This is a genomic window from Halorhodospira halophila SL1 (assembly GCF_000015585.1).
GTDB classification, from domain to species: domain Bacteria; phylum Pseudomonadota; class Gammaproteobacteria; order Nitrococcales; family Halorhodospiraceae; genus Halorhodospira; species Halorhodospira halophila.
This window is the reverse complement of record NC_008789.1, coordinates 789,553-812,675: the sequence shown is the minus strand read 5'-3', so window position 1 is coordinate 812,675 and position 23,123 is coordinate 789,553. Positions and strand designations below refer to the sequence as shown.

Below are 23,123 nucleotides of genomic sequence, written 5' to 3'. Positions count from 1 at the left end.
TGGATGCGCCACTTCCTCACCCTGCGTGACTGCTCCGTCGACGAGATCCACCAGCTGCTGCGCCGGGCCACGGAGCTGCGCGACATGCACCGTGCCGGGCATCTGCACCAGCCCCTGCAGGGCCGGGTGCTGGGGATGGTCTTCGAGAAATCCTCCACCCGCACCCGGGTCTCCTTCGAGGCCGGCATGGCGCAGCTCGGGGGCCACGCCCTGTTCCTCTCGCCGCGGGATACCCAGCTTGGGCGCGGCGAGCCGGTGGAGGACACCGCCCGGGTGGTCTCGCGCATGGTCGATGCGGTGATGATCCGCACCTTCGGCCACGATATGCTGGAGCGCTTCGCCGGCCACTCGGCGGCGCCGGTGATCAACGGCCTCTCGGACCTGTGCCACCCGTGCCAGCTGCTGGCCGATCTGCAGACCTTCACCGAGCACCGCGGGCCGATCACCGACCGGCGCGTGGCGTGGATCGGCGACGGCAACAACATGTGCCATAGCTGGATCGAGGCCGCTGGCCTGCTCGGCTTCGACCTGCACATCGCCGCGCCGCCGGGGTACCGCCCGGAGGCGGACATCCTGGCGCTGGGCGGTGACCGCGTCCAGGTCTTCGACGACGCCTACGCCGCCGCCGAGGGCGCCGACCTGGTCACCACCGACGTCTGGGCGAGCATGGGCCAGGAGAGCGAGCAGGCGGCCCGCGAGGAGGCCTTCCGCGGCTTCTGCGTGACCGAGTCGCTGATGGAGTGTGCCGGCGAGCAGGCGCTGTTCATGCACTGCCTGCCGGCCCACCGGGGCGAGGAGGTGGAGGCCGCGGTGCTCGAAGGACCGCAGAGCGTCGTCTGGGACGAGGCGGAGAATCGCCTGCACGCCCAGAAGGCGCTGCTTGAATTCCTGATGCTGGGATACTGACCCCTGAACCTGAATACCGAGGAGCTCCCCATGTCGGACGTCAAGAAGGTCGTACTCGCCTACTCCGGCGGTCTCGACACCTCCGTGATCCTCAAGTGGCTCGAGGAGACCTACGGCTGCGAGGTGGTGACATTCACCGCCGATCTGGGCCAGGGCGAGGAGCTGGAGCCCGCCCGGCGCAAGGCGGAGGCGTTCGGGATCCGCGAGATCTACGTCGATGATCTGCGCGAGGAGTTCGCCCGCGACTTCGTCTTCCCGATGTTCCGCGCCAACGCCGTCTACGAGGGCGAGTACCTGCTCGGCACCTCCATCGCCCGGCCGCTGATCGCCAAGCGGCAGGTGGAGATCGCCCGCGAGACCGGCGCCGACGCCGTCGCCCACGGCGCCACCGGCAAGGGCAATGATCAGGTCCGCTTCGAGCTCGGCTACTACGGCCTCGAGCCGGGGATCAAGGTCATCGCCCCGTGGCGGGAGTGGGACCTCAACTCCCGCGAGCGGCTCCTGCAGTACGCCGAGCGCCACGGCATCGACATCGAGGGCAAGCGCGAGGAGGGCGGCGCGCCGTACTCCATGGACGCCAACCTGCTGCACATCTCCTACGAGGGCGGGGTCCTGGAGGACACCTGGACCGAGGCCGAGGAGGCGATGTGGCTGTGGACCAACGCGCCGGAGGCGGCGCCGGACGAGCCGCAGTACATCGACATCGCCTTCGCCGGTGGCGATCCGGTGGCCATCGACGGCGAGCGGCTCTCGCCGGCGGCGCTGCTCGGCCGGCTCAACGACCTGGGGGCGCGCCACGGCATCGGCCGGATCGACATCGTCGAGAACCGCTACGTGGGCATGAAGTCCCGCGGCTGCTACGAGACCCCCGGCGGCACCATCCTGCTGCGCGCCCACCGTGCCATGGAGTCGATCACCCTGGATCGCGATGCGGCGCACCTGAAGGACGAGCTGATGCCGCGCTACGCCGAGCTGGTCTACAACGGCTACTGGTTCGCCCCGGAGCGCGAGGCGCTGCAGGCGATGATCGACCAGACCCAGCAGGACGTCGAGGGCACCGTGCGCCTGAAGCTCTACAAGGGCAACGTCATCGTCGTCGGCCGCCAGTCGCCGAAGAGCCTCTTCGACGCCTCGGTGGCCACCTTCGAGGACGACGCCGGCGCCTACGACCAGAAGGACGCCGAGGGCTTCATCCGCCTCAACGCCCTGCGGCTGCGCCTCGGCGCCAAGCGCCGCGGCTGACCCCGGCGCGGAGGCACCGCTGCCGGCGCCCCGTCGGTAGCGGTGCCGGTGGGCTGCGCCCCCTCATGGCGCCGTGGCCGGTGCCCCCACCTCTTAGGTCCGTTCCGGGTCTTTCTCCGGGAAGGCGCACAGATCAGCGATCACGCACGCCCCGCAGCGCGGGCGGCGGGCGGTGCAGGTGTAGCGCCCGTGCAGGATCAGCCAGTGGTGGGCGTGGAGTCGGAACGGCTCCGGCGTCACCGCCTCCAGCCCCGCCTCCACCTCGCGGACGTTCTTCCCCGGGGCCAGCCCGGTGCGGTTGGCGACGCGGAAGATGTGCGTATCCACGGCGATGGTCGGCTCGCCGAAGGCGACGTTGAGGATGACGTTGGCCGTCTTGCGCCCGACCCCGGGCAGGGCCTCCAGGGCCGGGCGGTCGCGGGGCACCTGGCCGTCGTGGTGCTCGATGAGCTGCTGGCTGGCGGCGATGATGTTGCGCGCCTTGTTGTTGTAGAGCCCGATGTGCTGGATGTACGGCTTGAGGCCGGCCTCGCCGAGGGCGAGCATCGCCTCGGGGGTGTTGGCCACCGGGAAGAGCTGCCGGGTGGCGCGGTTGACGCTCTCATCGGTGCTCTGCGCCGAGAGCGAGACCGCCACCAGCAGCTCGTAGGGGGTCTCGTAGAGGAGCTCGGTCTCCGGCTCGGGCAGCGCCTCTCTCAGCCGCCGGTAGAGCTCGTGGCGCTGCTCAGCGTCCATGGCGGTCGTCGATGCGGTTCTTGATCGCCAGCAGCAGGGCCAGGCCGATGAACGCCCCCGGCGGCAGGATGGCCAGCAGGAAGACGTCGCCGTCGACCAGCTCGAGCGTCCAGTTCGCGGCGATCGGACCGAAGAGCTGTTCGGCGCCGTCGAGCAGGGTGCCGCGGCCGATGAGCTCGCGCAGGGCGCCGAGGACGATGAGCACGGCGGCGAAGCCGGTGCCGGTGGCGATGCCGTCCAGCGCCGCCGGGCCCACCGGCTGGCGCGAGGCGAACGCCTCGGCCCGGGCGAGGATGGCGCAGTTGGTGACGATCAGGGGCAGGAACAGGCCCAGGGTGCGGTAGAGGTCGTGGAGCCACGCCGCCACCACCAGCTCGACGATGGTGACGAAGGCGGCGATGACCAGGATAAAGACCGGGATGCGCACGTCCTGGGGGACGAGGTTGCGGATCAGCGAGACCACCACGCTGGAGGCGGTGACCACCAGCAGGGTGGCGATGCCCAGGCCGAGCCCGGCCACGGCGGTGGTGGTTACCGCCAGCAGTGGGCAAAGGCCGAGCAGCTGGACCAGGGCGGCGTTGTTGCCCCACAGGCCGTCGCGGAAGATGCTGCGTGGGGTGGGGGTCTCGCTCATCCGGTGGGGCCCTCGTCACTGTGGCCGTCGGCCTCGGGGTCGACGGCGGTGCCGTCCTCGGCCTGGTCGACACCGCGGTAGGCCTCCGGCTCGGCGGTGTAGTCGATCAGCACCTCGCGCACGGCGTCGACCACCGCCCGGGCGGTGATGGTCGCCCCGGTGATGCCGTCGAACTGCCCGCCGTCCTGGCGCACGCGCCAGTCGTCCTCCGGCGGGTCGCCCAGGGTCCGGTCGTCGAAGCCGTACATCCAGTCGCTGCGTGCGGTCTCGATGGCGTCGCCCAGCCCCGGCGTCTCGCGGTGGGCCACGGTGCGCACGCCCAGGACCCGGCCGTCGGCGTCGAGGCCGACGAGCAGGCGGATGGTGCCGGCGTAGCCCTCCGGGGTCTCCACCTCCACCGCCGCGCCCAGGTACTCGTCGCCGGCGTAGGCCGGGTAGATGCGCAACGGGGTGTCGTGATCCAGTGGGGTGGGGCGCTGGTAGACCTGGTCCTCGGGGGCGTTGTCGTGGCCCTCGGGCAGGACGGCGGCCAGACGATCAAGGACCACCTGCCGTTCGGCGGTGGCGATCCGCTCCCGGGTCTGCTCGTGGACCAGGGCCACGGCGGCCAGCCCGACGCCCACGAACAGGGCGAGGATGCCCCCGGCGCGCAGGCTCACCGGTAGGGTCATGCGGCCTCCCCGGCGCTGCGGCGTACCACGTAGTCGAGCAGCGGCGCGGTGGCGTTGAGCATCAGCACGGCGAAGGCGAAGCCGTCCGGGTGGCCGCCGAGTTCGCGGATGACCAGCGCCACCACGCCGATCAGTGCGGCGTAGATCAGCCGCGCCGTGGGCTCCCGCGGGGCGCTGACCGGGTCCGTGGCGATGAAGAAGGCCACCAGCAGGGTTGCCCCGGAGAGCAGGTGAAAGAGGACCGGGGCGCCGTCACCGAGCTGCAGCAGCGCCGCGGTGGCGGCGGTGCCGACCAGCACCCCGACCGGCAGGCGCCAGTCGACGATGCGCAGGGCCAGCAGGCCGGCGCCGCCGAGCAGCAAGGCGGCGCCGAGCCACAGCCAGGCGCCGGCGGCCTGGGTCTGCCCCCACAGGCCGCCATCGCCGGGCAGGGCGGCGAAGCCCTCGGTGGCCAGCCGGTCCAGCGGCGTGGCGTGGGTCATGGCGTCGGCAATGGGCGGCAGGGCGCCGGTGAGGAAGTAGTGCAGGGCCTCGGTGGCGGGTACCGCGGCCCCCACGCCGGTCTCCGGGGCCGGCCACAGGCTCACCGCCTGGGGGAAGGCGAGGACCACCGCCAGGTAGCCGACCATGGCCGGATTGAAGATGTTCTGCCCCAGCCCGCCGTAGACCTGCTTGCCCAGCAGCACGGCCAGGGCGCCGGCCAGGGCGGGGATCCAGAAGGGCAGCAGGGGCGGCAGGGCGATGCCGATGATCAGGGCCGCCAGGGGCGTGCTGCCGTCGGTCAGGGCCGGGGCCACCGGGCGGCCGCGCAGGCGCAGCGCCGCGGCCTCGGCGGCGACGCCGGCGGTCAGCGCGGCAGTGATGTTCAGGAGCACGCCGACGCCGAAGAGCCACACCAGCACGCCCGCCCCCGGCAGGAGGGCGAGCAGGACCCATCCCATGATCCTGGGCGTTGTGGGTGCCGCCAAGCTCAACCCTCCGTGGTCTCGCTCGGGCGGTTCTGTTCGGCCTGGGCGGCCATGGCCTCGCGCTTGCGCCGGCGTGCCTCTTCCTTCTCGCGCTGGCGGCGCGCCTCGCGGGCCTGCCGGGCCTCGTGGCGTTGCCGGGCCCGCTCGGCCTGCTCGCGCTCACGCAGGCGGGCGCGGGCGGCGTCCCGGGCGTGGCCGGTGATGCCGGCCAGGGGAATGGAGCTGGGGCAGACCAGTTCGCAGCTCGAGCAGCCGGTGCAGCGCATCGGGTCGAGGTCGATGTGCTCGGCGGCCTCGCCGACATCGACGCCGGCGCGGATGCGCCGGGCCATCTCGAACGGCTGCAGGCCCTCGGGGCAGACCTCGGCGCAGCGCCCGCAGCTGATGCACGGCTGCTCGAACAGCGGCGCCTCGTCGGCGGACTCGACCACGATCCCGTTCATGCCGTGGGTCAGCGGCACCTGCCGGTCGGTGACCGGGGTGCCCATGATGCCGCCGCCGACGATGGTCCGGCAGCCGGGCGTGCCGGCCTGGCCGATCAGGGCGTTCAGCGGGGTGCCGACCCGCACCCAGTAGTTGCCCGGCTCGGCGATACCGCCGCCGGTGACCGTGACCAGCCGCTCCACCGACGGCTCGCCGTAATGGACGGCGCGGTGGATGGCGTCGAGGGTGGAGACGTTCTGGCAGACCACCCCCACCGCCGGTGGCCGGGCACCGGCGGGGACCGTGCGCCCGGTGGTCGGGTAGACGATGTGCCGCTCGTTGCCCGCGGGATAGTCGCCGCCGACGCGCACCACCTGGATGTCGGCCTCGCTGGCCTCGATGGCGGCCTCGGCCGCTGCCGCGGCCTCGGGGGCGGAGTTCTTGACCGCCACCAGGATGCGCTCGGCGCCGCAGGCCCGGGCGGCGATGCGCGCGCCGTCGATGATGGCCGCGGCGCGCATGCGCAGCAGGGTCTCGTCACAGGTGAGGTAGGTGTCGCACTCGACGCCGTTGACCACCAGGGTGTCGACGCCGCTGCGGGCGCCGTCGGCGAGCTTCAGCGCCGAGGGGAAGGCGGCGCCGCCCATGCCGCGTACGCCGGCCTCGCCGATGCGCCGCAGCAGGGCCTCGGGGTCGGCCTGCAGGGGCGCCTCGATGGGCGGCATGGGGGTCTCGCGGCAGTCGGCGCCGTCACTCTCGACGATCAGGCACGGCGCGGTGCCGCCGGCCGGGTGGACGATGGGCCGGCGCTCGATGGCGCTGACCACCCCGGAGGTGGGGGCGTGCAGGGGGACCCCGTTGCGCCCTTCGGTGATCCGCGTGCCGCGCCGGACGTGTTCGCCTACGGCCACGGTGGCCGGGGCCTCGGCCCCGGTGTGATCGAGCAGCGGCAGCACCAGCTGCGCCGGCAGCGCCAGGCTGCGCAGCGGGCCGTTGCGGGAGTAGTCCTTGGCGTCCGCCACCGCCACGCCGCGCCGCCGGGGCTGCACCTGCTGGTGGCGCAGCGGTCCGGGCCGCTGTTCCGGCCGGGCGGTGGTCGACTGCGGCGTCGGCAGCGGGCGGATGCGGGCGTTCAGCGGCGGCTCCACCGGCTGCATGGTGATGCAGTCCATGGGGCAGGCGTCGACGCACAGGCGGCAGCCGGTGCACTCGTCGGCGAGCACGGTGTGCACCTGGCGCTGGGCGCCGACGATGGCATCCACCGGGCAGGCCGGCAGGCAGCGCGTGCAGCCGATGCACTGGCTCTCGTCGATGAACGCCACGGCCGGCCCGGTGCTGTCATCGGCCACCGGCTCCGGATCCACCTGGAGCAGGTCGGCGATGGCCCGGGCGGTGGCGTTGCCGCCGGGGGTGCAGAGGTTGGTGGCGGCCTCGCCGGCAGCCACGGCCTCGGCGTACGGCCGGCAGCCCGGGTACCCGCACTGGCCGCACTGGGTCTGGGGCAGCAGCTCGTCGATGTGCCCGACCACCGGATCGCGCTGCGCGGCCAGACGGCGCCCGGCGGCGCCGAGACCGACACCGCAGAGACCGGCGATGGCTGTGAGGGTCAGGACCGCGCTGAACATACGATACAGGGTAACATGATCGGTGGTGGCCTCACGTCGTCGGACCCGGCACCAGATCCAGCCGGGTCATGCGCAGGGACTCGTCCCGCGGGCGCTGCTGCTCCCGCTCCTGGGCCGCCTCCAGGACCTCCGGGGCGGCGTAGATGGTAGCCTCGGCGCGCAGCGCCAGGGCGATGGCGTCGCTGGAGCGGCTGTCGATGTAGCGCACCTCGCCACCGTCCTCGGGTGCCAGGGCCAGGGCGGCGACGTAGGCGCCGTCGACGATGGCGTCGATGTAGACGGCCTGCAGGGTGTAGCCGGTGGCGCGCAGCACGTTGCCGAACAGGTCGTGGGTCATCGGCCGCGGCGGCTCGACGCCGTGCAGGGCGTCGTGGATGGCCTGCGCCTCGCTGGGGCCGATGAAGATCGGCACCATCTGCTCGCTGTCCGGTTCGCCGAGGAGGATCACCGGCGCCGGGGCGCCGCCCTCTTCCAGGGTCAGGGTGGTGACCTCGACTTCCACCATGTCCTCGCGGTCGGTGGCCAACTCCCGCTCGCCGGCCTGGGCCAGGCCGGCGAAGCCCATGAAGCCCATGGAGAGGATCCCGGCGCTGACCAGGGCGATGGGCGCACCGCGGAAGGCGCGGGGCACCTCGGCGCTCTCCAACCGCTCGCGCAGGGCGGCGAAGATCACCAGCACCAGGCCGAAGCCGGCGGCCGCCGCGGCGCCGTAGACCGCCGAGGCGATCAGGTCATGGTCGCCGCGCAGGTTGAGCAGGGCGACGCCGAGCACCGCGCAGTTGGTGGTGATCAGCGGCAGGTAGAGGCCGAGCACCTGCTGGAGCATGGGGCTGGTGAAGCGCACCGCCATCTCGGTCAGCTGCACGGCGATGGCGATGATCAGGATGAACGTGGGCGTGCGCAGGTACTCGGCGTCCAGCGGCACCAGGATGTAGGTGAAGGCCAGATAGCTCAGCACCGAGGCCAGGGTGAGGACGAAGGCGGTGGCGGCCGCCATGCCCGCCGCCGTCTCGACCTTGCGCGAGACTCCCAGAAACGGGCACAACCCGAGGAACTGGGTGAGGACGAAGTTGTTGACCAGCACGGCCGCGACGGCCAATAACAGGAGATCCATCGCCATCCCCGTGTTGGAAATCGGTGGCTTGATCCGTTACGAACAGGGTGAACTTAACACCCTAGCCTTGTTGTCCACTACTTGATGAACAACCCACAGGTAGAAAGCCTTATGACGGTAGCACACGCGATGCAGCATCGACGCGCGCCGCGGATGGTGGTGGCGGCGCTGGCGACCGCTCTGATCGGCCTGGTGGCCACCCCGGCGCTGGCCGACGACCTGGAGCACCTCCAGCCGGATGAGCGCAACACGGTGGAGATCTTCCAGCGCTACGGCCCCTCGGTGGTGGCCATCGAGGTCGAGGTCCGCGGCGAGCGGGTCGACCCCTTCGACCGCATCCCCGAAGGGATGCTCCCGCGGGAATTCCGCGAGTTCTTCGAGCGCCGGCAGCAGCCCCGCGAGGACTCGCCCCGCCGCCAGGGCGCCGGGAGTGGCTTTCTGGTCGATGATGCGGGGCATATCGTCACCAACTACCACGTCATCCGCAACGCCCTGGAGGAGGAGAGCGTGGATCTGCGCGAGGGCGCTTCCCTGAAGCTCAGCTTCGCCGAGCACGAAGCGGTGCCGGCCCGAGTGGTGGGCGCCAACGCGCTCTACGACCTGGCCCTGCTCAAGCCCGAGGATCCGGACAGCATCCCGGACGGCGCCGAGCCGCTGCCGCTGGCCGACTCGGATCAGACCCTGGTGGGCCAGAAGACCATCGCCATCGGCAACCCCTTCGGGCTGAGCTCTACGGTGACCACGGGGATTGTCTCCGGTGTCGGCCGGGATCTGCCGGGGATCGGGCAGATCGAGATCCCCATGATCCAGACCGATGCGGCGATCAATCCGGGCAACTCCGGCGGGCCGCTGCTCAACTCCGCCGGAGAGGTGATCGGTGTGAACACCGCCATCGTGCCGGGCGGCGGCGGGCTGACCGGCCGGGGCGGCTCGGTGGGCGTGGGCTTTGCCGTGCCCAGCAATCTGCTCCAGGAGAGCCTGGACGAGATGGAGGAGGGCGGTCTGACGGATCTGACCTCCCGGGCCCGTCTGGGGGTGATGGTGGCCGGTCTGCAGGGCTATCCGGAGGGGGTCCGCGAGCGGCTGAATCTCCCGGAGCGCGGGGTGATGGTGGTGGATGTCGAGTCGGGCAGTCCGGCCGAGGAGGCGGGGCTGCAGGGGGCGTCGTTCGAGGTGAGTGTCGAAGGGCGTGCCATGCCGGCCGACGGGGATGTCATCACCCACGTGAACGGTGAGGCGGTGTCGGAGCCGCGGGAGTTGCAGCGGTTGGTCTTCGCCCGTCGGGCGGGGGATGCGGTGACGCTGACGGTCCTGCGCGACGGTGAGGAGCGGAAGTTCGAGGTGGAGCTCCGTGAGGTGCCGCGGGAGCAGCAGCGGCGCCGGTAGATCGGGGCCGCGGTTCCGGGGCGCAGTTCCGGGGCGCAGTTCCGGGGCCGTGTAGGCCGTCGTGGGGCGGGGACCGGGTGCCCTTTTGAGCGTGCCGAGCAGCGCAGCCCTGGCGGGGGTTCAGCGCGAACCTTCACCGGTTCGCGCTGAACAGCGAGGTCTTGTCCGAGCGGCGCGCCAGCGCCGCGAGTTGAGCGAGCGGCCCCGCCAGGGTGAGCAGCACAGGGGACCCCGCCGCCAGGCGGGGCGCGCTCAGCGGCACCCGGTCCCCGCCCCACGACGGCCCATGCGGTAGCTACGGCCCGCCCTGATTACTTCACCCGCATTCCCGGCTCCGCCCCCTCGTCGGGGCCGACCACCCACAGATCCTCACCGCCGGGACCAGCGCAGAGGACCATCCCCTCCGACGTCCCGAAACGCATCTTGCGCGGCTTCAGGTTGGCCACACAGACCACCCGCTTGCCGACCAACTGCTCCGGGCTGTAGGCCTGGCGCACACCGGCGAAGACCTGGCGCGTCTCACCGCCGAGATCCAGCTCCAGGCGCAGCAGCTTGTCCGCGCCCTCCACCGCCTCGGCCACCCTCACCTCGGCGACGCGCAGGTCGAGCTTGGCGAAATCGTCGATGGTGATCGGCTCATCGATCGGATCCTCGGCCAGGCGGCCGCTCGGCCCTTGCGCCGGCTCACTGGATTCGGATTGCGCCAGCGTCTCCTTCGATGCGTCCACGACGGCCTCCACTTGTTGCGGGTCGATCCGCGTCTTCAGCGGTTTGAACTTGTTGATCCCGTGATCGAGCAGCGGCGCCTGCACATCTGCCCAGGCGAGTGGCCCGATGGCCAGGAACGCCTCGGCGTCTTCTGCCAGCCGCGGCATGATCGGCTTGATGTAGATGATCAGCACCCGGAACAGGTTCAGCCCCATGGTGCAGATCTCCTGCACCGCCCGCGCCTGCTCGGGGTCCTTGATCCGCTCCCACGGCTTCTCGGCGTCGATGTACTGATTCGCCTGGTCGGCCAGGTGCATGATCTCGCGCACCGCCCGGGCGTACTCGCGCTGCTCGTAGAGCTCGGCGATGCGCTCGGCGCTGGCGGTGAACGTCCGGAACAGCTCCGGGGCGCTGAGCCGGGGTGCCAGGCGGCCGTCGAAGCGCTTGGTGATGAACCCGGCGCAGCGGCTGGCGATGTTCACCAGCTTGCCCACCACGTCGGAGTTGACCCGCTGGACGAAGTCGTCGAAGGAGAGGTCGATGTCCTCCACCGAGTCCGAGAGCTTGGCCGCCGTGTAGTAGCGCAGGTACTCCGGATCCAGGTGATCGAGATAGCTGCGCGCGGTGATGAACGTTCCCCGGGACTTGGACATCTTCTGCCCGTTGACGGTCAGAAAGCCGTGGCAGTAGACCGCCGTCGGGGTGCGGTAGCCGGCGCCGTGGAGCATCGCCGGCCAGAACAGCGTGTGGAAGTAGGCGATGTCCTTGCCGATGAAGTGGTAGAGCTCGGTCTCCTCGGCGCGCCCGGCATCCCAGAAGGCGTCGAAGTCGATGCCCCGCTCCTCGGCCAGGCGGCGGAAGCTGGCCATGTAGCCGATGGGCGCATCCAGCCAGACATAGAAGTACTTGTCCTCGGTGCCCGGGATGCGGAAGCCGAAGTAGGGCGCGTCGCGGGAGATGTCCCAGTCGCGCAGCCCGGCCTCGAACCACTCGTTGAGCTTGTTGATGATCTCCGGCTGCAGGTGCTCGGCGCTGGCCCACTGACGCAGCAGTGCCTCGAAGTCCTGCAGCCGGAAGAAGAAGTGTTCGCTCTCCCGCACCTCCGGGCGCTCGCCGGAGATCACCGAGACCGGATCCTGGAGCTCCGCCGGGGTGTAGGTGGCGCCGCACGCCTCGCAGGAGTCGCCGTACTGATCGGGGGCCGCGCAGCGCGGGCAGGTGCCCTTGATGTAGCGATCGGGGAGGAACATGCCCTCGCCGGGGTCGTAGAGCTGCTCGATGGTGTGTCGCTCGATGTGGCCGCCGGCCTCCAGGCGCTGGTAGATCAGCTCGGCGAAGTGGCGGTTCTCCGCCGAGTGGGTGGAGTGGTAGCGGTCGAAGCCGATGAGAAAATCGGCGAAGTCGGCCTGGTGGCTGGCGGCCATCTCCTCGATGAGCTGCTCCGGGTCGACGCCGCGCTCGCGCGCCTTCAGCATGATCGGCGTACCGTGGGCGTCATCGGCACAGACGTAGTAGCATTCGTTGCCGCGCAGCCGCTGGAAGCGTGCCCAGATATCGGTCTGGATGTATTCGACCAGGTGGCCCAGGTGGATCGGGCCGTTGGCGTAGGGCAGGGCGCTGGTGACGAGGATGCGGCGTGCCATATCTCCGGATTCGGTTTGCTGTGCGGGAAACCGCGCATTATGCCAGATCCCGCAAGATCAATAGGAGGCAGTATGCAACGTTACGGTGGGTGGATGGCGGCGGCCGCCGGCCTGGGGGGCGCGCTGGCCAGTGGCGCGGCGGTGAGCGGGCCGCTGCCCGGCGACGCCTACGAGATCACCGAGGCCGAGCTGATCGACCGGCGCAGCGGCACCGTGGACTTCTGGCACCAGGAGGTGGATCGCAGCGAAGGCGACCGTGTCGGCACCTTCGGTGCCCTGACCACCCGCGGTACCGGTGACTGGCAGACCACCGTGGGGCTGGGTACCCAAGGCACCGAGGGGGCCGATGCCAACGCCTTCCTCGACGTCGAAGGCCTGTGGCTGTGGCGCGACCGGCACCGCGACGGTTACGGACTCGGCCTGGCCGCGGGCCTGGACTACGACATCAGCGATGACCGCCGCCGCGACCACTTCCTGCTGGTGCCGCTGACCGTGGACTGGGGCCAGCGCACCACGGTCCACGCCAACCTCGGCGTGAGCCACAACCGCCAGGACGACGACACCGACGGCATCTGGGGGCTGGGCCTGGACTGGCGCTTCACCGAGCGCTGGGACGTGATCCTGCAGGCCACCGGGGATACCGACAGCGATGAGGATGCCCGGGGCGCCTTCGGCCTGCGCCGCAGCATGCTCGACGACCTGGTCCAGCTGGATCTGGCCTACGGCCGGGTGATGTCCTCCGGGGAGGACGACGAGTTCTACCTGGGGGTCTCCTTCGACGCCGTGCGCTTTTAACCGGCCGATGCGGGGAGGGAGGTCAGACTGGACCATCCCCCGGACGATCCGGCACTCCCCGCGAAGCGCGAAACGCACGCCATAGCCTGAAAGGCTTGGCGGGAGTCGTTCATATCGGCAGGTCGATCCAGCCGAGCAGGATGGCCGCCGCCAGCGCCCAGACGTAGAAGGAAAACACCTTCAGCTGGGCGCGGTAGAGGAAGTAGATCACCAGCTTCAGCGAGACGATGCCCACCCCGGCGGCGACGACAAAGCCGGTGATCAGGGCGGCGACGCTGACGCTCTCCAGGCCGCCGAGCTGGTAGACCTCGATGGCCTGGAGCAGCGTGGCCGCGCAGATGGTGGGGATGGCCAGGAAGAAGCTGTACTCCGCCGCCCAGCGCCGCTTGAGCCCGGCGAACAGGCCGAAGACGATGGTCATGGCGCTGCGCGAGAGCCCGGGCATCAGCGCGAAACCCTGGGCGACGCCGATGAGCGTCGCCGTGCCCACCCCGGTCTGGCGCAACCCCCGGCGCCGGGGCGGGAGCTTGTCCGTCCAGAAGAGCAGGGCGCCGGTGAGGATCAGGGTGAAGGCGATCATCCACGGGTTGGCGAAGACCTGCTCGAAGGTCGCCTTGAGCGTCAGGCCCACCACGCCGGTGAACAGCACCGAGAGCATCCCCAGCAGGAACAGCCGGGCGTAGAGCGGTGGCCCCTGAAAGCGTCCGGCGCGGGCCCAGCCGTAGGCATCGCGCAGGCTGTAGCGGGTGAAGCGCAGCAGGCTCGGGGCGAAGACCACCACGATGGAGACCAGGGTCCCGACGTGGACCACCAGGTTGAACAGGATCATCTCGGCGCTCTCCGGCGCCGGCATTGGGTGATCGCGGCCGATCAGCCAGTGCTCGAGCAGCACCATGTGGGCCGTGGAGCTCACCGGCAGGAACATGAAGATCCCCTGCACAACCCCCAGCAGTACGGCGATCCAAAGGGCCATCGGGTGCGTTCCTCGCGTCGTCAAAGACAGCCGGAGTTCATACGCGAGGGGGGCGAATGGGTCAACCATGGTGCGCTGCAAAAATTGACGCAAGCGCCGACCATCGCTATTTTGAGGCCGGTTTCAGCGGACCGAGTGAATGGATGGCCCCCGCGGCCGCCCCAACGCACCGAATGGACAGCCAAGTACCGAGTACCAGCGCCGCAGCCCCGGCGACCATGGCCGGCGCGCTGCGGCACGACCGCCTTGTGGTGGCTCGCTCGGCCCGGGTCTGACCCGACCCGGCCCTGCCTGGAGCCTGCCACCACGGTCGGCTGCAATCAGGCAGGGTCGGGGGCTCGCGAGATCTAGGGCCTCCCCCCTGATTCATCCACCCGGCGCGCCGGCACGCGCTGCCGCGTGCCCTCTGCACGCGCAACAGGAAGGAGCCCCATCATGGCTTACGAAGAGCTGCTCGAAGAGATCCGACAGCTCCTCGATGGGAGGCGCTGGAAGGACGTCCGCGCTCGCATCGAGGAGCTGCCGGAGCAGGACATTGCGGAACTGATCCTGAGCCTGGAGAAATCCCGGCGCATCTTCCTGTTTAAGCTGCTGCCACGGCCCCGGGCCTCGGAGGTGTTCTCCTACCTCTCCGGGGACAACCAGGATGCCCTGCTCCAGGACATGACCGACCATGAGACGCGGGAGATCGTCGCCGCGCTCACCCCGGACGACCGCACCGCCCTGTTCCAGGAGCTGCCCGCCGAGGCCACCCAGCGGCTGCTGGAGCTGCTGCCCCCGGGGGCACAGCGCGAGGCCCGCGAGCTGCTCGGCTACCCGGCGGAGAGCGTTGGCCGGCTGATGACGCCGGACTACATCGCCGTGCGCGCCGACTGGACCGTGGAGCGCAGCCTGCAGCACATCCGCGGCCAGCGCGAGAAGGCCGAGACGGTGAACGTCATCTACGTCACCGACCGCGAGGGCCGGTTGCTCGACGCCCTGACCATCCGCCGGTTCATCGTCGCCGCGCCGGAGACCGTGGTCGAGGAGCTGATGGACTACCACTTCATCAGCGTCTCGGCCTTCGAGGATCGCGAGAAGGCGGTGGAGACGGTGCAGCGCTACGACCTGACGGCGCTGCCGGTGGTCGATACCGAGGGGGTGCTGCTCGGCACCGTGACCCCGGACGACGTCATGGACGTGGCCGAGGCCGAGGCCACCGAGGACTTCCAGAAGGTCGGTGGTGTCGGCGTGCTCAACTTCAGTATGCGCGACGCCAGCATGAACCTGCTCTACCAGCGCCGTGTCGGCTGGCTGGTGCTGCTGGTGTTCATCAACATGTTCGGCGGCGAGATCATCGCCGCCTACGAGGAGACCATCGAGGCGGTCATCGTCCTGGTCACCTTCCTGCCCCTGGTGGTGGATACTGGCGGTAACGCCGGCACCCAGTCGGCGACCCTGATGGTGCGCGCGCTCGCCACCGGTGACGTCAAGGCCAAGGACTGGTTGCGCCTGTGGGGCAAGGAGGCCGGTGTGGCCATCGCCCTGGGTGTCACCGTGGGTGTCGCCGTCTGGGCGCTGGGGCTCTACCGCGGCGGTCTGGACATCGCCTGGGTGGTCTCCCTGGCCATGGTGGCCGTGGTCTTCATGGGCAGCATGATCGGGATGCTCCTGCCCTTCGGTCTGGCCCGGCTGAACCTCGACCCGGCCACGGCCAGCGCGCCGCTGATCACGTCCATCGCCGATATCGGCGGCATCCTGATCTACTTTGCCATCGCCACCGCGATGCTCGGGCACATGCTCTAGCGCCCTGTGCCGGCCCGGGTGCGCGTCCGCTGCGGCGGGCGCGTACCCTGGTCATCGGGCGCGCTGCCCCCTAGAATCCTGACCAGATCGCAGTCACCAGAAGGCGCCGCATGACCATCAAATCCGACCGGTGGATCCGGCACATGGCGCAAGAGCACGGGATGATCGAACCCTTCGAGCCGGGGCAGGTGCGCGATACCCCCGAGGGGCAACGGGTCATCTCCTACGGCACCTCCAGCTACGGTTACGACGTCCGTTGCGGGAAGGACTTCAAGATCTTCACCGATATCAACTCCGCGGTGGTGGATCCGAAGAACTTCGATGCGGCGAGCTTCGTCGATGTCCACGGCGACGTCTGCATCATCCCGCCCAACTCCTTCGCCCTGGCCTACACCCTGGAGTACTTCCGCATCCCGCGGAACGTGCTGACCATCTGTCTGGGCAAGTCGACCTACGCCCGCTGCGGGATCATCGTCAACGTCACGCCGTTGGAGCCGGAGTGGGAGGGGCGGGTGACCCTGGAGTTCTCCAACACCACCCCCCTGCCGGCGAAGATCCACGCCAACGAGGGCGTCGCGCAGATGCTCTTCTTCGAGTCGGACGAGCCGTGCGAGGTCTCCTACGCCGACCGGGGTGGCAAGTACATGGGCCAGGACGGGGTGACGCTGCCGCGCTCGTGACCCCGAGGCCTAGTCGTCCTGGATCGGCCCGCTGACCTCGGTCAGCTCCATGACGAAGGTGCGCCCGCTGTCGGCGTGCTCGATCTTCACCGGCAGGTTGTGGAGTCGCCGGTAGACCCAGGCGTTGGACTCGCGGGAGCTGTCGCCGTCGCGCACGCGCTGGATGCGTTCGGCCCGGTACGAGCCGGCGGCCACCGAGACCCGCTCGCGGCCCTTGCGCTCGAAGCTGTAGTCGGAGATCTCTTCGTCATCGGCGATGCGGTAGGTCAGCACCCGATCGAAGGTCGCCGAGAGGTCGCGCATGATCAGCAGCTGCGGCAGCAGGCGGTCCACGGCGCCTTCCTCGAGGTCGATGGCGGTTCCGTCCGCGAAGGTCACCTTGCCGGCGTCGTGGTCGAAGGTGATCGCCTCGTGACGCTCGTCCCGGCCCTCGCGCTTGTGCACGAACCGATCCGGGCGCAGCGTGCCGTCTGCGAGGACCTGCCCCTCGCTGATATCGGTCAGATCGGTGCCGAGCACCGCCCGCGCCAGCCCCCGGGGGCGGACGAACATCTCGTAGCGGTAGCGGTCGTCGCCCAGGTACTCCAGCTCCAGCCGGCTGGTGCCCAGGGTCAGACGGCCGTACTTCACCTCATACTCCGCCCGGAACTCGGGGATTCGCTCGGCCTCGGCTGCTGCGGCGGGCGCTGCCAGGGAGGTGGTGGCGGTCAGTAGGCCCAGGATGAGCCATGCGGCCGCGCGCTGGACGCTGAAGGTACGTTTGGATGGGGCCCTCATACTGACTCCTTTCCGGGCGGGCGGCGTTGTAGGTTATCCGTTAGGCAGTGATGGGCCGTCGAGGTTCGCCGCGCAGTGCCAGCCCCACCGGTCGAGGCGTTGCTGGCCGTCTGGGGGCGCCCCGTGGGTCGAGCGAAGACGCGCCCCCCGCGGGCGTGCCCGGCGCGGTCGGGCCGCCTGGGGGGTATGCCCCGTGGGTCGAGCGAAGGACGCGCCCCTGCGGGGTCCCCTGTGCTGCTCACCCCGACGGGGCCGCTCGCTTAACTCGCGGCGCTGCGCGCCGCTCGGACAAAACCTCGCTGATCAGCGCGAACCAGCAAAGGTTCGCGCTGAACCCCCGTCGGGGCTGCGCTGCTCGGCGCGTCCTAAAGGCTCGACCCACGGGGCACACCCCCCAGGCGGCCAGCAGCCCAGAGGCGCGTCTTCGCTCGTGCCCCCCTAGACGGCCAGCAACGCCTCGACCTAAAGCCGATCGACCGCCGTCTCCGCATCCACCCGCACCGGCGCCTCCAGCACCTGCCCGTCCAGGGCGACCCCCGACTCCGTCAGCGCCAACCGCCCGGACACGAACCACCGCACCGCCAACGGATAGACGCGGTGCTCCTGCACCTGCACCCGCTGCGCCAGCGCCTCCGGCGAATCCCCCGGGTGGACCGGCACCACCCCCTGGACGATGGCCGGGCCGGCGTCGAGCTCCGGCGTCACGAAATGCACCGTGCAGCCGTGTTCCTCGACCCCCGCCTCCAGGGCCCGCTCATGGGTGTGCAGACCGCGGAAGTCCGGCAGCAGCGACGGGTGGATGTTCAAGAGACGGCCCTGGAAACGCTCCACGAAGACCGGCGTGAGGATGCGCATGAACCCGGCGAGCACCACCAGATCGACCCCGACCGCCTCCAGGTGCTCGGCCAGGGCGCGGTCGAAGGCCTCGCGGTCGGGGTACTGGCGGTGATCGACGACCGCCGTGGGGATGCCCGCGGCCTCGGCGCGCTGCAGGCCGTAGGCATCCGCCCGGTTGCTGAGCACGCAGGCGAAGGTCGCCGGCAGCGCCCCGGCCGCGTGTTGGTCGAGCAGCGCCTGCAGGTTGCTGCCACTGCCCGAGAGCAGGACGGCGATCCGCGGCGACGGGGTCACGGCGCCTCCCCGTTGATGGTCAGCCGCGGGGTGTCGTCCTCGGCGGCGACCACCTCACCCAGTCGCCAGGCGGCCTCACCCTGCTCCTCGAGCACCTCGAGGGCGCGCTCGGCATCCTCGGCGGCAACGCAGGCGACGAAGCCGACGCCGCAGTTGAAGGTGCGCAGCATCTCGCCGCGCTCGACGTTACCGGCGCGGGCCAGCCAGTCGAAGACCGCCGGCCACTGCCAGCGCTCCAGGGCGGCCGCGCAGTGCTCGGGCAGCACCCGCGGCAGGTTCTCGGGCAGGCCGCCGCCGGTGACGTGGCAGAAGGCCTTGACCGGCACCTGCTCGGCCAGGCGCAGCGCCGGGGTGACGTAGATGCGCGTCGGTCGCATCAGGTGGTCGGTCAGCGACTCGCCGTCGAGCATCTCGTCCAGCGCGCCGGGGTGGCGCTCGAGGATCTTGCGGATCAGGGAGTAGCCGTTGGAGTGCGGGCCGGAGGCGGGCAGGGCGATGAGCACGTCGCCGGGGGTGACGGTGGTGCCCTCGATCAGCTGCTCGCGCTCGACCACGCCGACGCAGAAGCCGGCCAGGTCGTAGTCGCTGTCGGCGTACATGCCGGGCATCTCGGCGGTCTCACCGCCGAGCAGGGCGGCGCCGGCGTCGCGGCAGCCGGCGGCGATGCCCTGGACCACCGCGGCGGCGGTGTCCACATCCAGGTGGCTGGTGGCGTAGTAATCCAGGAAGAACAGCGGCTCGGCGCCCTGGACCACCACATCGTTGACGCACATGGCCACCAGGTCGGTGCCCACGCCCTGGTGGCGCCCGGTCTCGATGGCCAGGCGCAGCTTGGTGCCGACGCCGTCGGTGCCGGCCACCAAGACCGGACGCCTGTAGCCGTCGGGCAGCTCGACCAGGCCGCCGAAGCCGCCGATGCCGCCGAGCACCTCGGGCCGGCGGGTGGACTCGACGGCGGGGCGGATGCGGCTGACAAGGTCGTTGCCGGCGTCGATATCCACACCGGCGTCGCGATAGGTCAGCGGGTGTTGCTCGTCCAAGGCGATTCTCCTGGGATGTCCAGTGGGGCGGGGCCCGTGGGCCAACGCCGCGTAGTATGACCGCCGGCCCCCGGGGGCGCCAAGCACCTTGCCCACCGCGCGGTCCGCGCGGCCGCCGGCTGGCCCTGCGGTGGCTCAAAGCCGCGGGCGGCTCGTGGTATGTTGGGCGGGTTGTCTGATGACGACCGACACCCACCGACAGCAACCGATACCCCGCCCATGCGCACGGCCGTACCCCTTGCCCCTTCCTTCGCCTCTCGCCGTCCAGCCGGTGTCGTGCTGGCCGCCGTCCTCGCCGCGTGGACCCTGCTCGCTGCGGGCACGGCGGCGGCGAGCGATCTCTTCACCGCCGAGATCCCCGTGGAAGGCCGGCAGGACGCCGAGCGCGAGGCGGCCGTGGAGGCGGGTCTGGAACAGGTCATCGGGCGCATGGTGGGGGTGTACCAGGGTCTGGGGGATCACCCGGCGGCGGAGTTGCTCGAGGACGCCGGGCGCTACCTGGCGAGCTACCGGTACGTGCGGGTGGACGACGAGCTGGCCGTGGAGCTGCGCTTCGAGGGCGATGTGCTGCGCCGCCAACTGGGCGAGCGGGAGGTGGCGGTCTGGGGTGAGCACCGGGCGCCGATCCTGCTCTGGGTGGCGACCGAGATCGACGGCCGGCGGGATCTGCTCGGTTTTGCCGCGTCCGGGACCGAGGGCGAGGTGCTCGAAGCACTCCATCAGGGGGCCGAGCAGCGGGCCCTGCCGCTGATGTACCCGACGCTGGATCTTCGCGACCGGCGGGCGGTGGGGTTCGTGGATATCTGGGGCGGTTTTGATGAGTCCCTGCGCGAGGCCTCGCAGCGCTACGGCAGCACCGCCGTGGCGGCGGTGGGTCTGCGGCAGACCGGTACCGGCGCCTGGCGGGCGCGCTGGACGGTGCTCACCGGCGACGACACCCTGCAGCACCACACCGGCCCGGGCGATCTGGAGCGGGTGGTCCGCGAGGGGCTCGACGAGGTCGGGGGCGCCCTGACCCGGCGCTTCGCCGTGGTCCCCGGTGAGCACGACGGTCAGCAGCTGGAGATCGCCATCACCGGGATCGAGGGCGTCGAGGACTACCTCGGGGCGGTACGCTATCTGGAAGACGTCACCGGGGTCGAGCAGGTGGACGTCCAGCGCATCGCCGGCGATCGGGTCACCCTGCGGCTGATGCTCGAGCGCGCCCCCGAGCGGGTGGCGGCCGATTTGGACGATGCCGACACGCTCTGGCCCGAGGCCCTGCCCGCCACCGAGATGGGGCCCGGTGGCGGGCAGCTCACGCGCAGCTACCGCTGGCAGCGGTAACGGTGCGAACGGCGCCCGGCGTCACCAGTCGTAGGTCAGGTTGACCAGGGTGGTGGCGTCGTAGCGGGAGTCCGCCTCGGTGTTGTTGTCGTAGTCGTAGTTGAACTGCAGGCTGGCGCTGAGGTTCTCCATCAGGGGCATGCGCAGCCCGGTGCGGGTGGTGACGAACCACTCGTCGGCGTCGTCCACCTCGGTGATCAGCTCGTGGCGGTGGAAGAAGCGCAATGCCCCCTCGGCGAAGTACTGCCGGTAGTCCAGCGCCCAGCGCAGGGCCCCCTCGCGGCTGCGGCTGCCGCCGAGCGTCTCCTCGCTGATGTAGGTGGGGCCGGCCTCCGCCGAGAGGCGGGTGCGGTCGTCATCGAAGAACTGGTAACCGGCACCGAGACCGGCGACGTAGCGCTGGCGCAGGTCGGCCTTGCGGTCCTGGCGCCACGAGAGCGTGGAATTGGCGTACCAGGGGCCGTGGAAGAACCAGTCGTAACCGCCGCCGATGCGGGAGTTGTTGACGTCCTCGTCGCCGTCGCCGTCCTTGCCCCGGTTGAGCTCCAGGTTGGCGGTGAAGCGGTGGGCGTTGGTGCGCTCCAGGTAGTCGGCGTTGAGGTTGTAGCGTTCGCTCTCGGTGTTGCCCTGGTTGATGGCGATGCCGAGGCTGGCTGAGGCCTCGCGGTCCTCGGCGGCGGCGCTGCCGCCCGCGACACCCAGCGCCAGCGCGGTGGCCAGGGGGATCGAGCGTCTGTGCATGATGGGGGTTCCCTCGCTCCGTGTTGATGTTCGGCCGGCGACCGGTCCACTCGCGTACCGGCTCCTCATGCGCGCGAGGTTACCAGTCCTGCCGTTTCGGACAAGGCGGCGCTTGACAGGGCGGCGGCGGCGCCCTGGAATGAGCCCACCCGCAATACCCACCGGGGGGATCGGTGCAACTGCCACTGAACATCCGCTGGAACGCCGCCGCCGAGCTCGATCGGTTCGTCCCCGGCGAGAACGACACGGCCCTGCGCCTGGTCACCGACCTGGCCGACGGCCTGCTGGAGGCGCCGGCGCTCTACCTGCACGGCCCCCACGGGGTCGGCAAGAGCCACCTGCTCCAGGGGGCCTGCCGCCGCGTGACCACCGCTGGCGGGGTGGCGGTCTACCTGCCGCTGGATCAGCTGCTCGGCCACGGCGCGGCGGTGCTCGACGGCTGGGAGCAGGCGCAGCTGATCGCCCTCGACGACCTCGATGCGCTGGACGGGCGCGATGAGTGGCAGGGCGCGGTCTTCCACCTCTACAACCGGGTGGTGGAGCGCGGCGGACGGTTGCTCTTCGCCGGGCGTCAGCCGCCGGCGGAGCTGCCGCTGGACCTGCCGGATCTGCGCTCGCGTCTGGGCTGGGGGCCGGTGGTGGCGGTGCGCGAGCCCGATGAAACCACCTGCCTGGCCATCCTCCGCCAGCGCGCCGCGCAGCGCGGGCTCGAGCTGCCCGACGCCACCGCGCGCTACCTGATCCGCCGGCTGCCCCGGGAGCTGCCCGGTCTGCTGGCCTTCTTCGAGACCCTGGACCGCGCCTCGCTGGCCGCCGGGCGGCGGCTTACGGTCCCGTTCGTTCGCGAGATCCTGGCCGAGCGCTCCCGGCCTGACGCAGATACATCAGGGCAGCCGTGAAGTAGACCACCGCCAGGACGATCTCGACGATCCCCAGCCACCGCTCCGGGCCGGGCACCGCGGCGTAGGTGACGCCGTGGATGAAGTAGATCAGCACGAAGATGGCACTCCAGGCCACGGTGTAGCGCCGGCCGTAGAGCACCCCGCGGGCGGTGAGCGCCAGCGGCCCGAGCAGGGTGATCAGCGCGATGGGCATCAGCGCATCCGCCGGCGGGTAGAGCCACAGCAGCCAGCTGAGCATCAGCACCACCAAGCCGACAAACGCGGTGACCGCGATGCCGTGCAGGGTCTTCGCCGAGATCATTCGGACGCCCCGTAGAGCTGGACACTGAGCCGCGCCACCCGCCGCCCCAGGGCGGCGCAGAGGTGGCGCTCCTCCTCGGTGATCGGCCGGTTGCCCGCGGGCCCGGCGGTGTGGCTGGGGCCGTAGGGGGTGCCGCCGCTGGTGGTCTTGGCCAGCGCCGGCTCGGTGTACGGCAGGCCCACCAGGTACATGCCGTGGTGGAGCAGCGGCAGCATCATGCTCAGCAGGGTGGACTCCTGACCGCCGTGGAGCGTGCCGGTGGAGGTGAACACCGCCCCGGGCTTGCCGGCCAGCGTCCCCGAGAGCCAGGCGCTGGTGGTGGTGTCCAGGAAGTACTTCAGCGGCGCGGCCATGTTGCCGAAGCGGGTGGGACTGCCCAGGATCAGGCCGTGGCAGTGCTCGAGCTCCTCGACGATGGCGTAGGGGGCGCCGTCGTCGGGGATCTCCGGGGCGACGCTCTCCCAGTCCGGGGAGACCGCCGGCACCGTGCGCACCACGGCAATGGCGCCGTGAACCGCCTCGACGCCGCGGGCGACGTGGCGGGCCATATCGGCAGTAGCGCCGCTTCGGCTATAGTAGAGCACCAGGATCTTGGCCACCGTAGCACCTCCCTCGAT

Annotated in this window: 22 protein-coding genes and 1 pseudogene; 8 read left to right on the top strand and 15 right to left on the bottom strand. The window is 70.7% G+C overall.

Annotated elements, in window-relative coordinates; genetic code table 11:
• Nucleotides 1–3 precede the first annotated feature (3 nt).
• Both argF and HHAL_RS03730 read left to right on the top strand, forming a co-directional pair.
• Nucleotides 4–906, top strand: a complete 903-nt coding sequence (argF, locus tag HHAL_RS03735) for an ornithine carbamoyltransferase (RefSeq protein WP_011813531.1) — start codon at nt 4–6, stop codon at nt 904–906.
• Nucleotides 907–936: 30 nt separating this feature from the next.
• Entirely contained in the window at nt 937–2,148 is a 1,212-nt protein-coding gene (locus HHAL_RS03730) for an argininosuccinate synthase (protein ID WP_011813530.1), read from the top strand.
• A gap of 93 nt (nt 2,149–2,241) precedes the next feature.
• On the opposite strand, the gene nth is transcribed toward HHAL_RS03730, so the two are convergent.
• The 7 genes and pseudogenes from nth to rsxA form a co-directional block, all read right to left on the bottom strand.
• A complete protein-coding gene (nth, locus tag HHAL_RS03725) occupies nt 2,242–2,883 on the bottom strand; it encodes an endonuclease III (RefSeq protein ID WP_011813529.1) in 642 nt (213 codons plus the stop codon).
• A complete protein-coding gene (locus HHAL_RS03720) occupies nt 2,873–3,517 on the bottom strand; it encodes an electron transport complex subunit E (protein WP_011813528.1) in 645 nt (214 codons plus the stop codon). Before HHAL_RS03720 ends, nth begins: the two co-directional genes overlap by 11 nt.
• On the bottom strand, nt 3,514–4,188 hold the full coding sequence (locus HHAL_RS03715; RefSeq protein WP_011813527.1) for an RnfABCDGE type electron transport complex subunit G: 675 nt from the start codon (nt 4,186–4,188) through the stop codon (nt 3,514–3,516). Before HHAL_RS03715 ends, HHAL_RS03720 begins: the two co-directional genes overlap by 4 nt.
• On the bottom strand, nt 4,185–5,156 hold the full coding sequence (locus HHAL_RS03710) for an RnfABCDGE type electron transport complex subunit D (protein ID WP_187147881.1): 972 nt from the start codon (nt 5,154–5,156) through the stop codon (nt 4,185–4,187). The genes HHAL_RS03715 and HHAL_RS03710 overlap by 4 nt, the downstream gene beginning before the upstream one ends.
• Before the next feature lie 2 nt (nt 5,157–5,158).
• Nucleotides 5,159–7,204 (bottom strand): electron transport complex subunit RsxC, encoded by a 2,046-nt coding sequence (gene rsxC, locus HHAL_RS03705; protein WP_011813525.1) that lies wholly within the window; start codon nt 7,202–7,204, stop codon nt 5,159–5,161.
• A gap of 31 nt (nt 7,205–7,235) precedes the next feature.
• Complete coding sequence (locus tag HHAL_RS13550; protein WP_276569370.1) at nt 7,236–7,709, bottom strand: bifunctional nuclease family protein; 474 nt, start codon at nt 7,707–7,709, stop codon at nt 7,236–7,238.
• 39 nt (nt 7,710–7,748) lie between these two features.
• Nucleotides 7,749–8,318 (bottom strand): annotated as a pseudogene (gene rsxA / locus HHAL_RS13545) (electron transport complex subunit RsxA); the annotation flags it as partial.
• 111 nt (nt 8,319–8,429) lie between these two features.
• On the opposite strand from rsxA, the gene HHAL_RS03695 reads away from it, so the two are divergent.
• Nucleotides 8,430–9,704: a S1C family serine protease gene (locus HHAL_RS03695; protein ID WP_011813523.1), complete on the top strand. Its 1,275-nt coding sequence runs from the start codon at nt 8,430–8,432 to the stop codon at nt 9,702–9,704.
• Between the two features lie 311 nt (nt 9,705–10,015).
• Here HHAL_RS03695 and metG read toward each other — a convergent pair whose 3' ends face one another.
• Nucleotides 10,016–12,103 carry a methionine--tRNA ligase gene (gene metG, locus HHAL_RS03690; protein WP_280512993.1) on the bottom strand — a complete coding sequence of 696 codons (2,088 nt, stop codon included), beginning with the start codon at nt 12,101–12,103 and terminating at the stop codon, nt 10,016–10,018.
• 24 nt (nt 12,104–12,127) lie between these two features.
• On the opposite strand from metG, the gene HHAL_RS03685 reads away from it, so the two are divergent.
• Nucleotides 12,128–12,850 carry a hypothetical protein gene (locus HHAL_RS03685; protein ID WP_041595042.1) on the top strand — a complete coding sequence of 241 codons (723 nt, stop codon included), beginning with the start codon at nt 12,128–12,130 and terminating at the stop codon, nt 12,848–12,850.
• 109 nt (nt 12,851–12,959) lie between these two features.
• Here HHAL_RS03685 and HHAL_RS03680 read toward each other — a convergent pair whose 3' ends face one another.
• Nucleotides 12,960–13,823: an undecaprenyl-diphosphate phosphatase gene (locus tag HHAL_RS03680; RefSeq protein WP_011813520.1), complete on the bottom strand. Its 864-nt coding sequence runs from the start codon at nt 13,821–13,823 to the stop codon at nt 12,960–12,962.
• Nucleotides 13,824–14,258: 435 nt separating this feature from the next.
• Here HHAL_RS03680 and mgtE point away from each other — a divergent pair, with 435 nt between their 5' ends.
• Together mgtE and dcd are read left to right on the top strand one after the other, a co-directional pair.
• Nucleotides 14,259–15,608: a magnesium transporter gene (mgtE, locus tag HHAL_RS03675; RefSeq protein ID WP_011813519.1), complete on the top strand. Its 1,350-nt coding sequence runs from the start codon at nt 14,259–14,261 to the stop codon at nt 15,606–15,608.
• Nucleotides 15,609–15,718: 110 nt separating this feature from the next.
• Nucleotides 15,719–16,288, top strand: coding sequence for a dCTP deaminase (gene dcd / locus HHAL_RS03670; RefSeq protein ID WP_011813518.1), 570 nt, complete (start codon nt 15,719–15,721; stop codon nt 16,286–16,288).
• A 9-nt stretch (nt 16,289–16,297) separates the two neighbouring features.
• On the opposite strand, the gene HHAL_RS03665 is transcribed toward dcd, so the two are convergent.
• The 3 genes from HHAL_RS03665 to purM form a co-directional block, all read right to left on the bottom strand.
• Nucleotides 16,298–17,065, bottom strand: coding sequence for a DUF3108 domain-containing protein (locus HHAL_RS03665; RefSeq protein ID WP_011813517.1), 768 nt, complete (start codon nt 17,063–17,065; stop codon nt 16,298–16,300).
• Between the two features lie 462 nt (nt 17,066–17,527).
• Nucleotides 17,528–18,196 (bottom strand): phosphoribosylglycinamide formyltransferase, encoded by a 669-nt coding sequence (gene purN, locus HHAL_RS03660; RefSeq protein WP_011813516.1) that lies wholly within the window; start codon nt 18,194–18,196, stop codon nt 17,528–17,530.
• Nucleotides 18,193–19,236, bottom strand: coding sequence for a phosphoribosylformylglycinamidine cyclo-ligase (gene purM / locus HHAL_RS03655; protein ID WP_011813515.1), 1,044 nt, complete (start codon nt 19,234–19,236; stop codon nt 18,193–18,195). Before purM ends, purN begins: the two co-directional genes overlap by 4 nt.
• A gap of 219 nt (nt 19,237–19,455) precedes the next feature.
• On the opposite strand from purM, the gene HHAL_RS03650 reads away from it, so the two are divergent.
• Nucleotides 19,456–20,562 carry a DUF2066 domain-containing protein gene (locus HHAL_RS03650; RefSeq protein ID WP_187147880.1) on the top strand — a complete coding sequence of 369 codons (1,107 nt, stop codon included), beginning with the start codon at nt 19,456–19,458 and terminating at the stop codon, nt 20,560–20,562.
• A gap of 21 nt (nt 20,563–20,583) precedes the next feature.
• On the opposite strand, the gene HHAL_RS03645 is transcribed toward HHAL_RS03650, so the two are convergent.
• A complete protein-coding gene (locus HHAL_RS03645; protein WP_011813513.1) occupies nt 20,584–21,303 on the bottom strand; it encodes a DUF481 domain-containing protein in 720 nt (239 codons plus the stop codon).
• 173 nt (nt 21,304–21,476) lie between these two features.
• Between HHAL_RS03645 and hda the strand changes: the two genes are divergently transcribed.
• Nucleotides 21,477–22,202, top strand: a complete 726-nt coding sequence (gene hda / locus HHAL_RS03640) for a DnaA regulatory inactivator Hda (protein WP_011813512.1) — start codon at nt 21,477–21,479, stop codon at nt 22,200–22,202.
• Here the strand turns inward: hda and HHAL_RS03635 are convergent.
• A complete protein-coding gene (locus HHAL_RS03635) occupies nt 22,129–22,506 on the bottom strand; it encodes a DUF2069 domain-containing protein (protein WP_011813511.1) in 378 nt (125 codons plus the stop codon). The genes hda and HHAL_RS03635 overlap by 74 nt on opposite strands.
• Entirely contained in the window at nt 22,503–23,105 is a 603-nt protein-coding gene (gene wrbA / locus HHAL_RS03630; RefSeq protein WP_041595040.1) for an NAD(P)H:quinone oxidoreductase, read from the bottom strand. The genes HHAL_RS03635 and wrbA overlap by 4 nt, the downstream gene beginning before the upstream one ends.
• Nucleotides 23,106–23,123 lie beyond the last annotated feature (18 nt).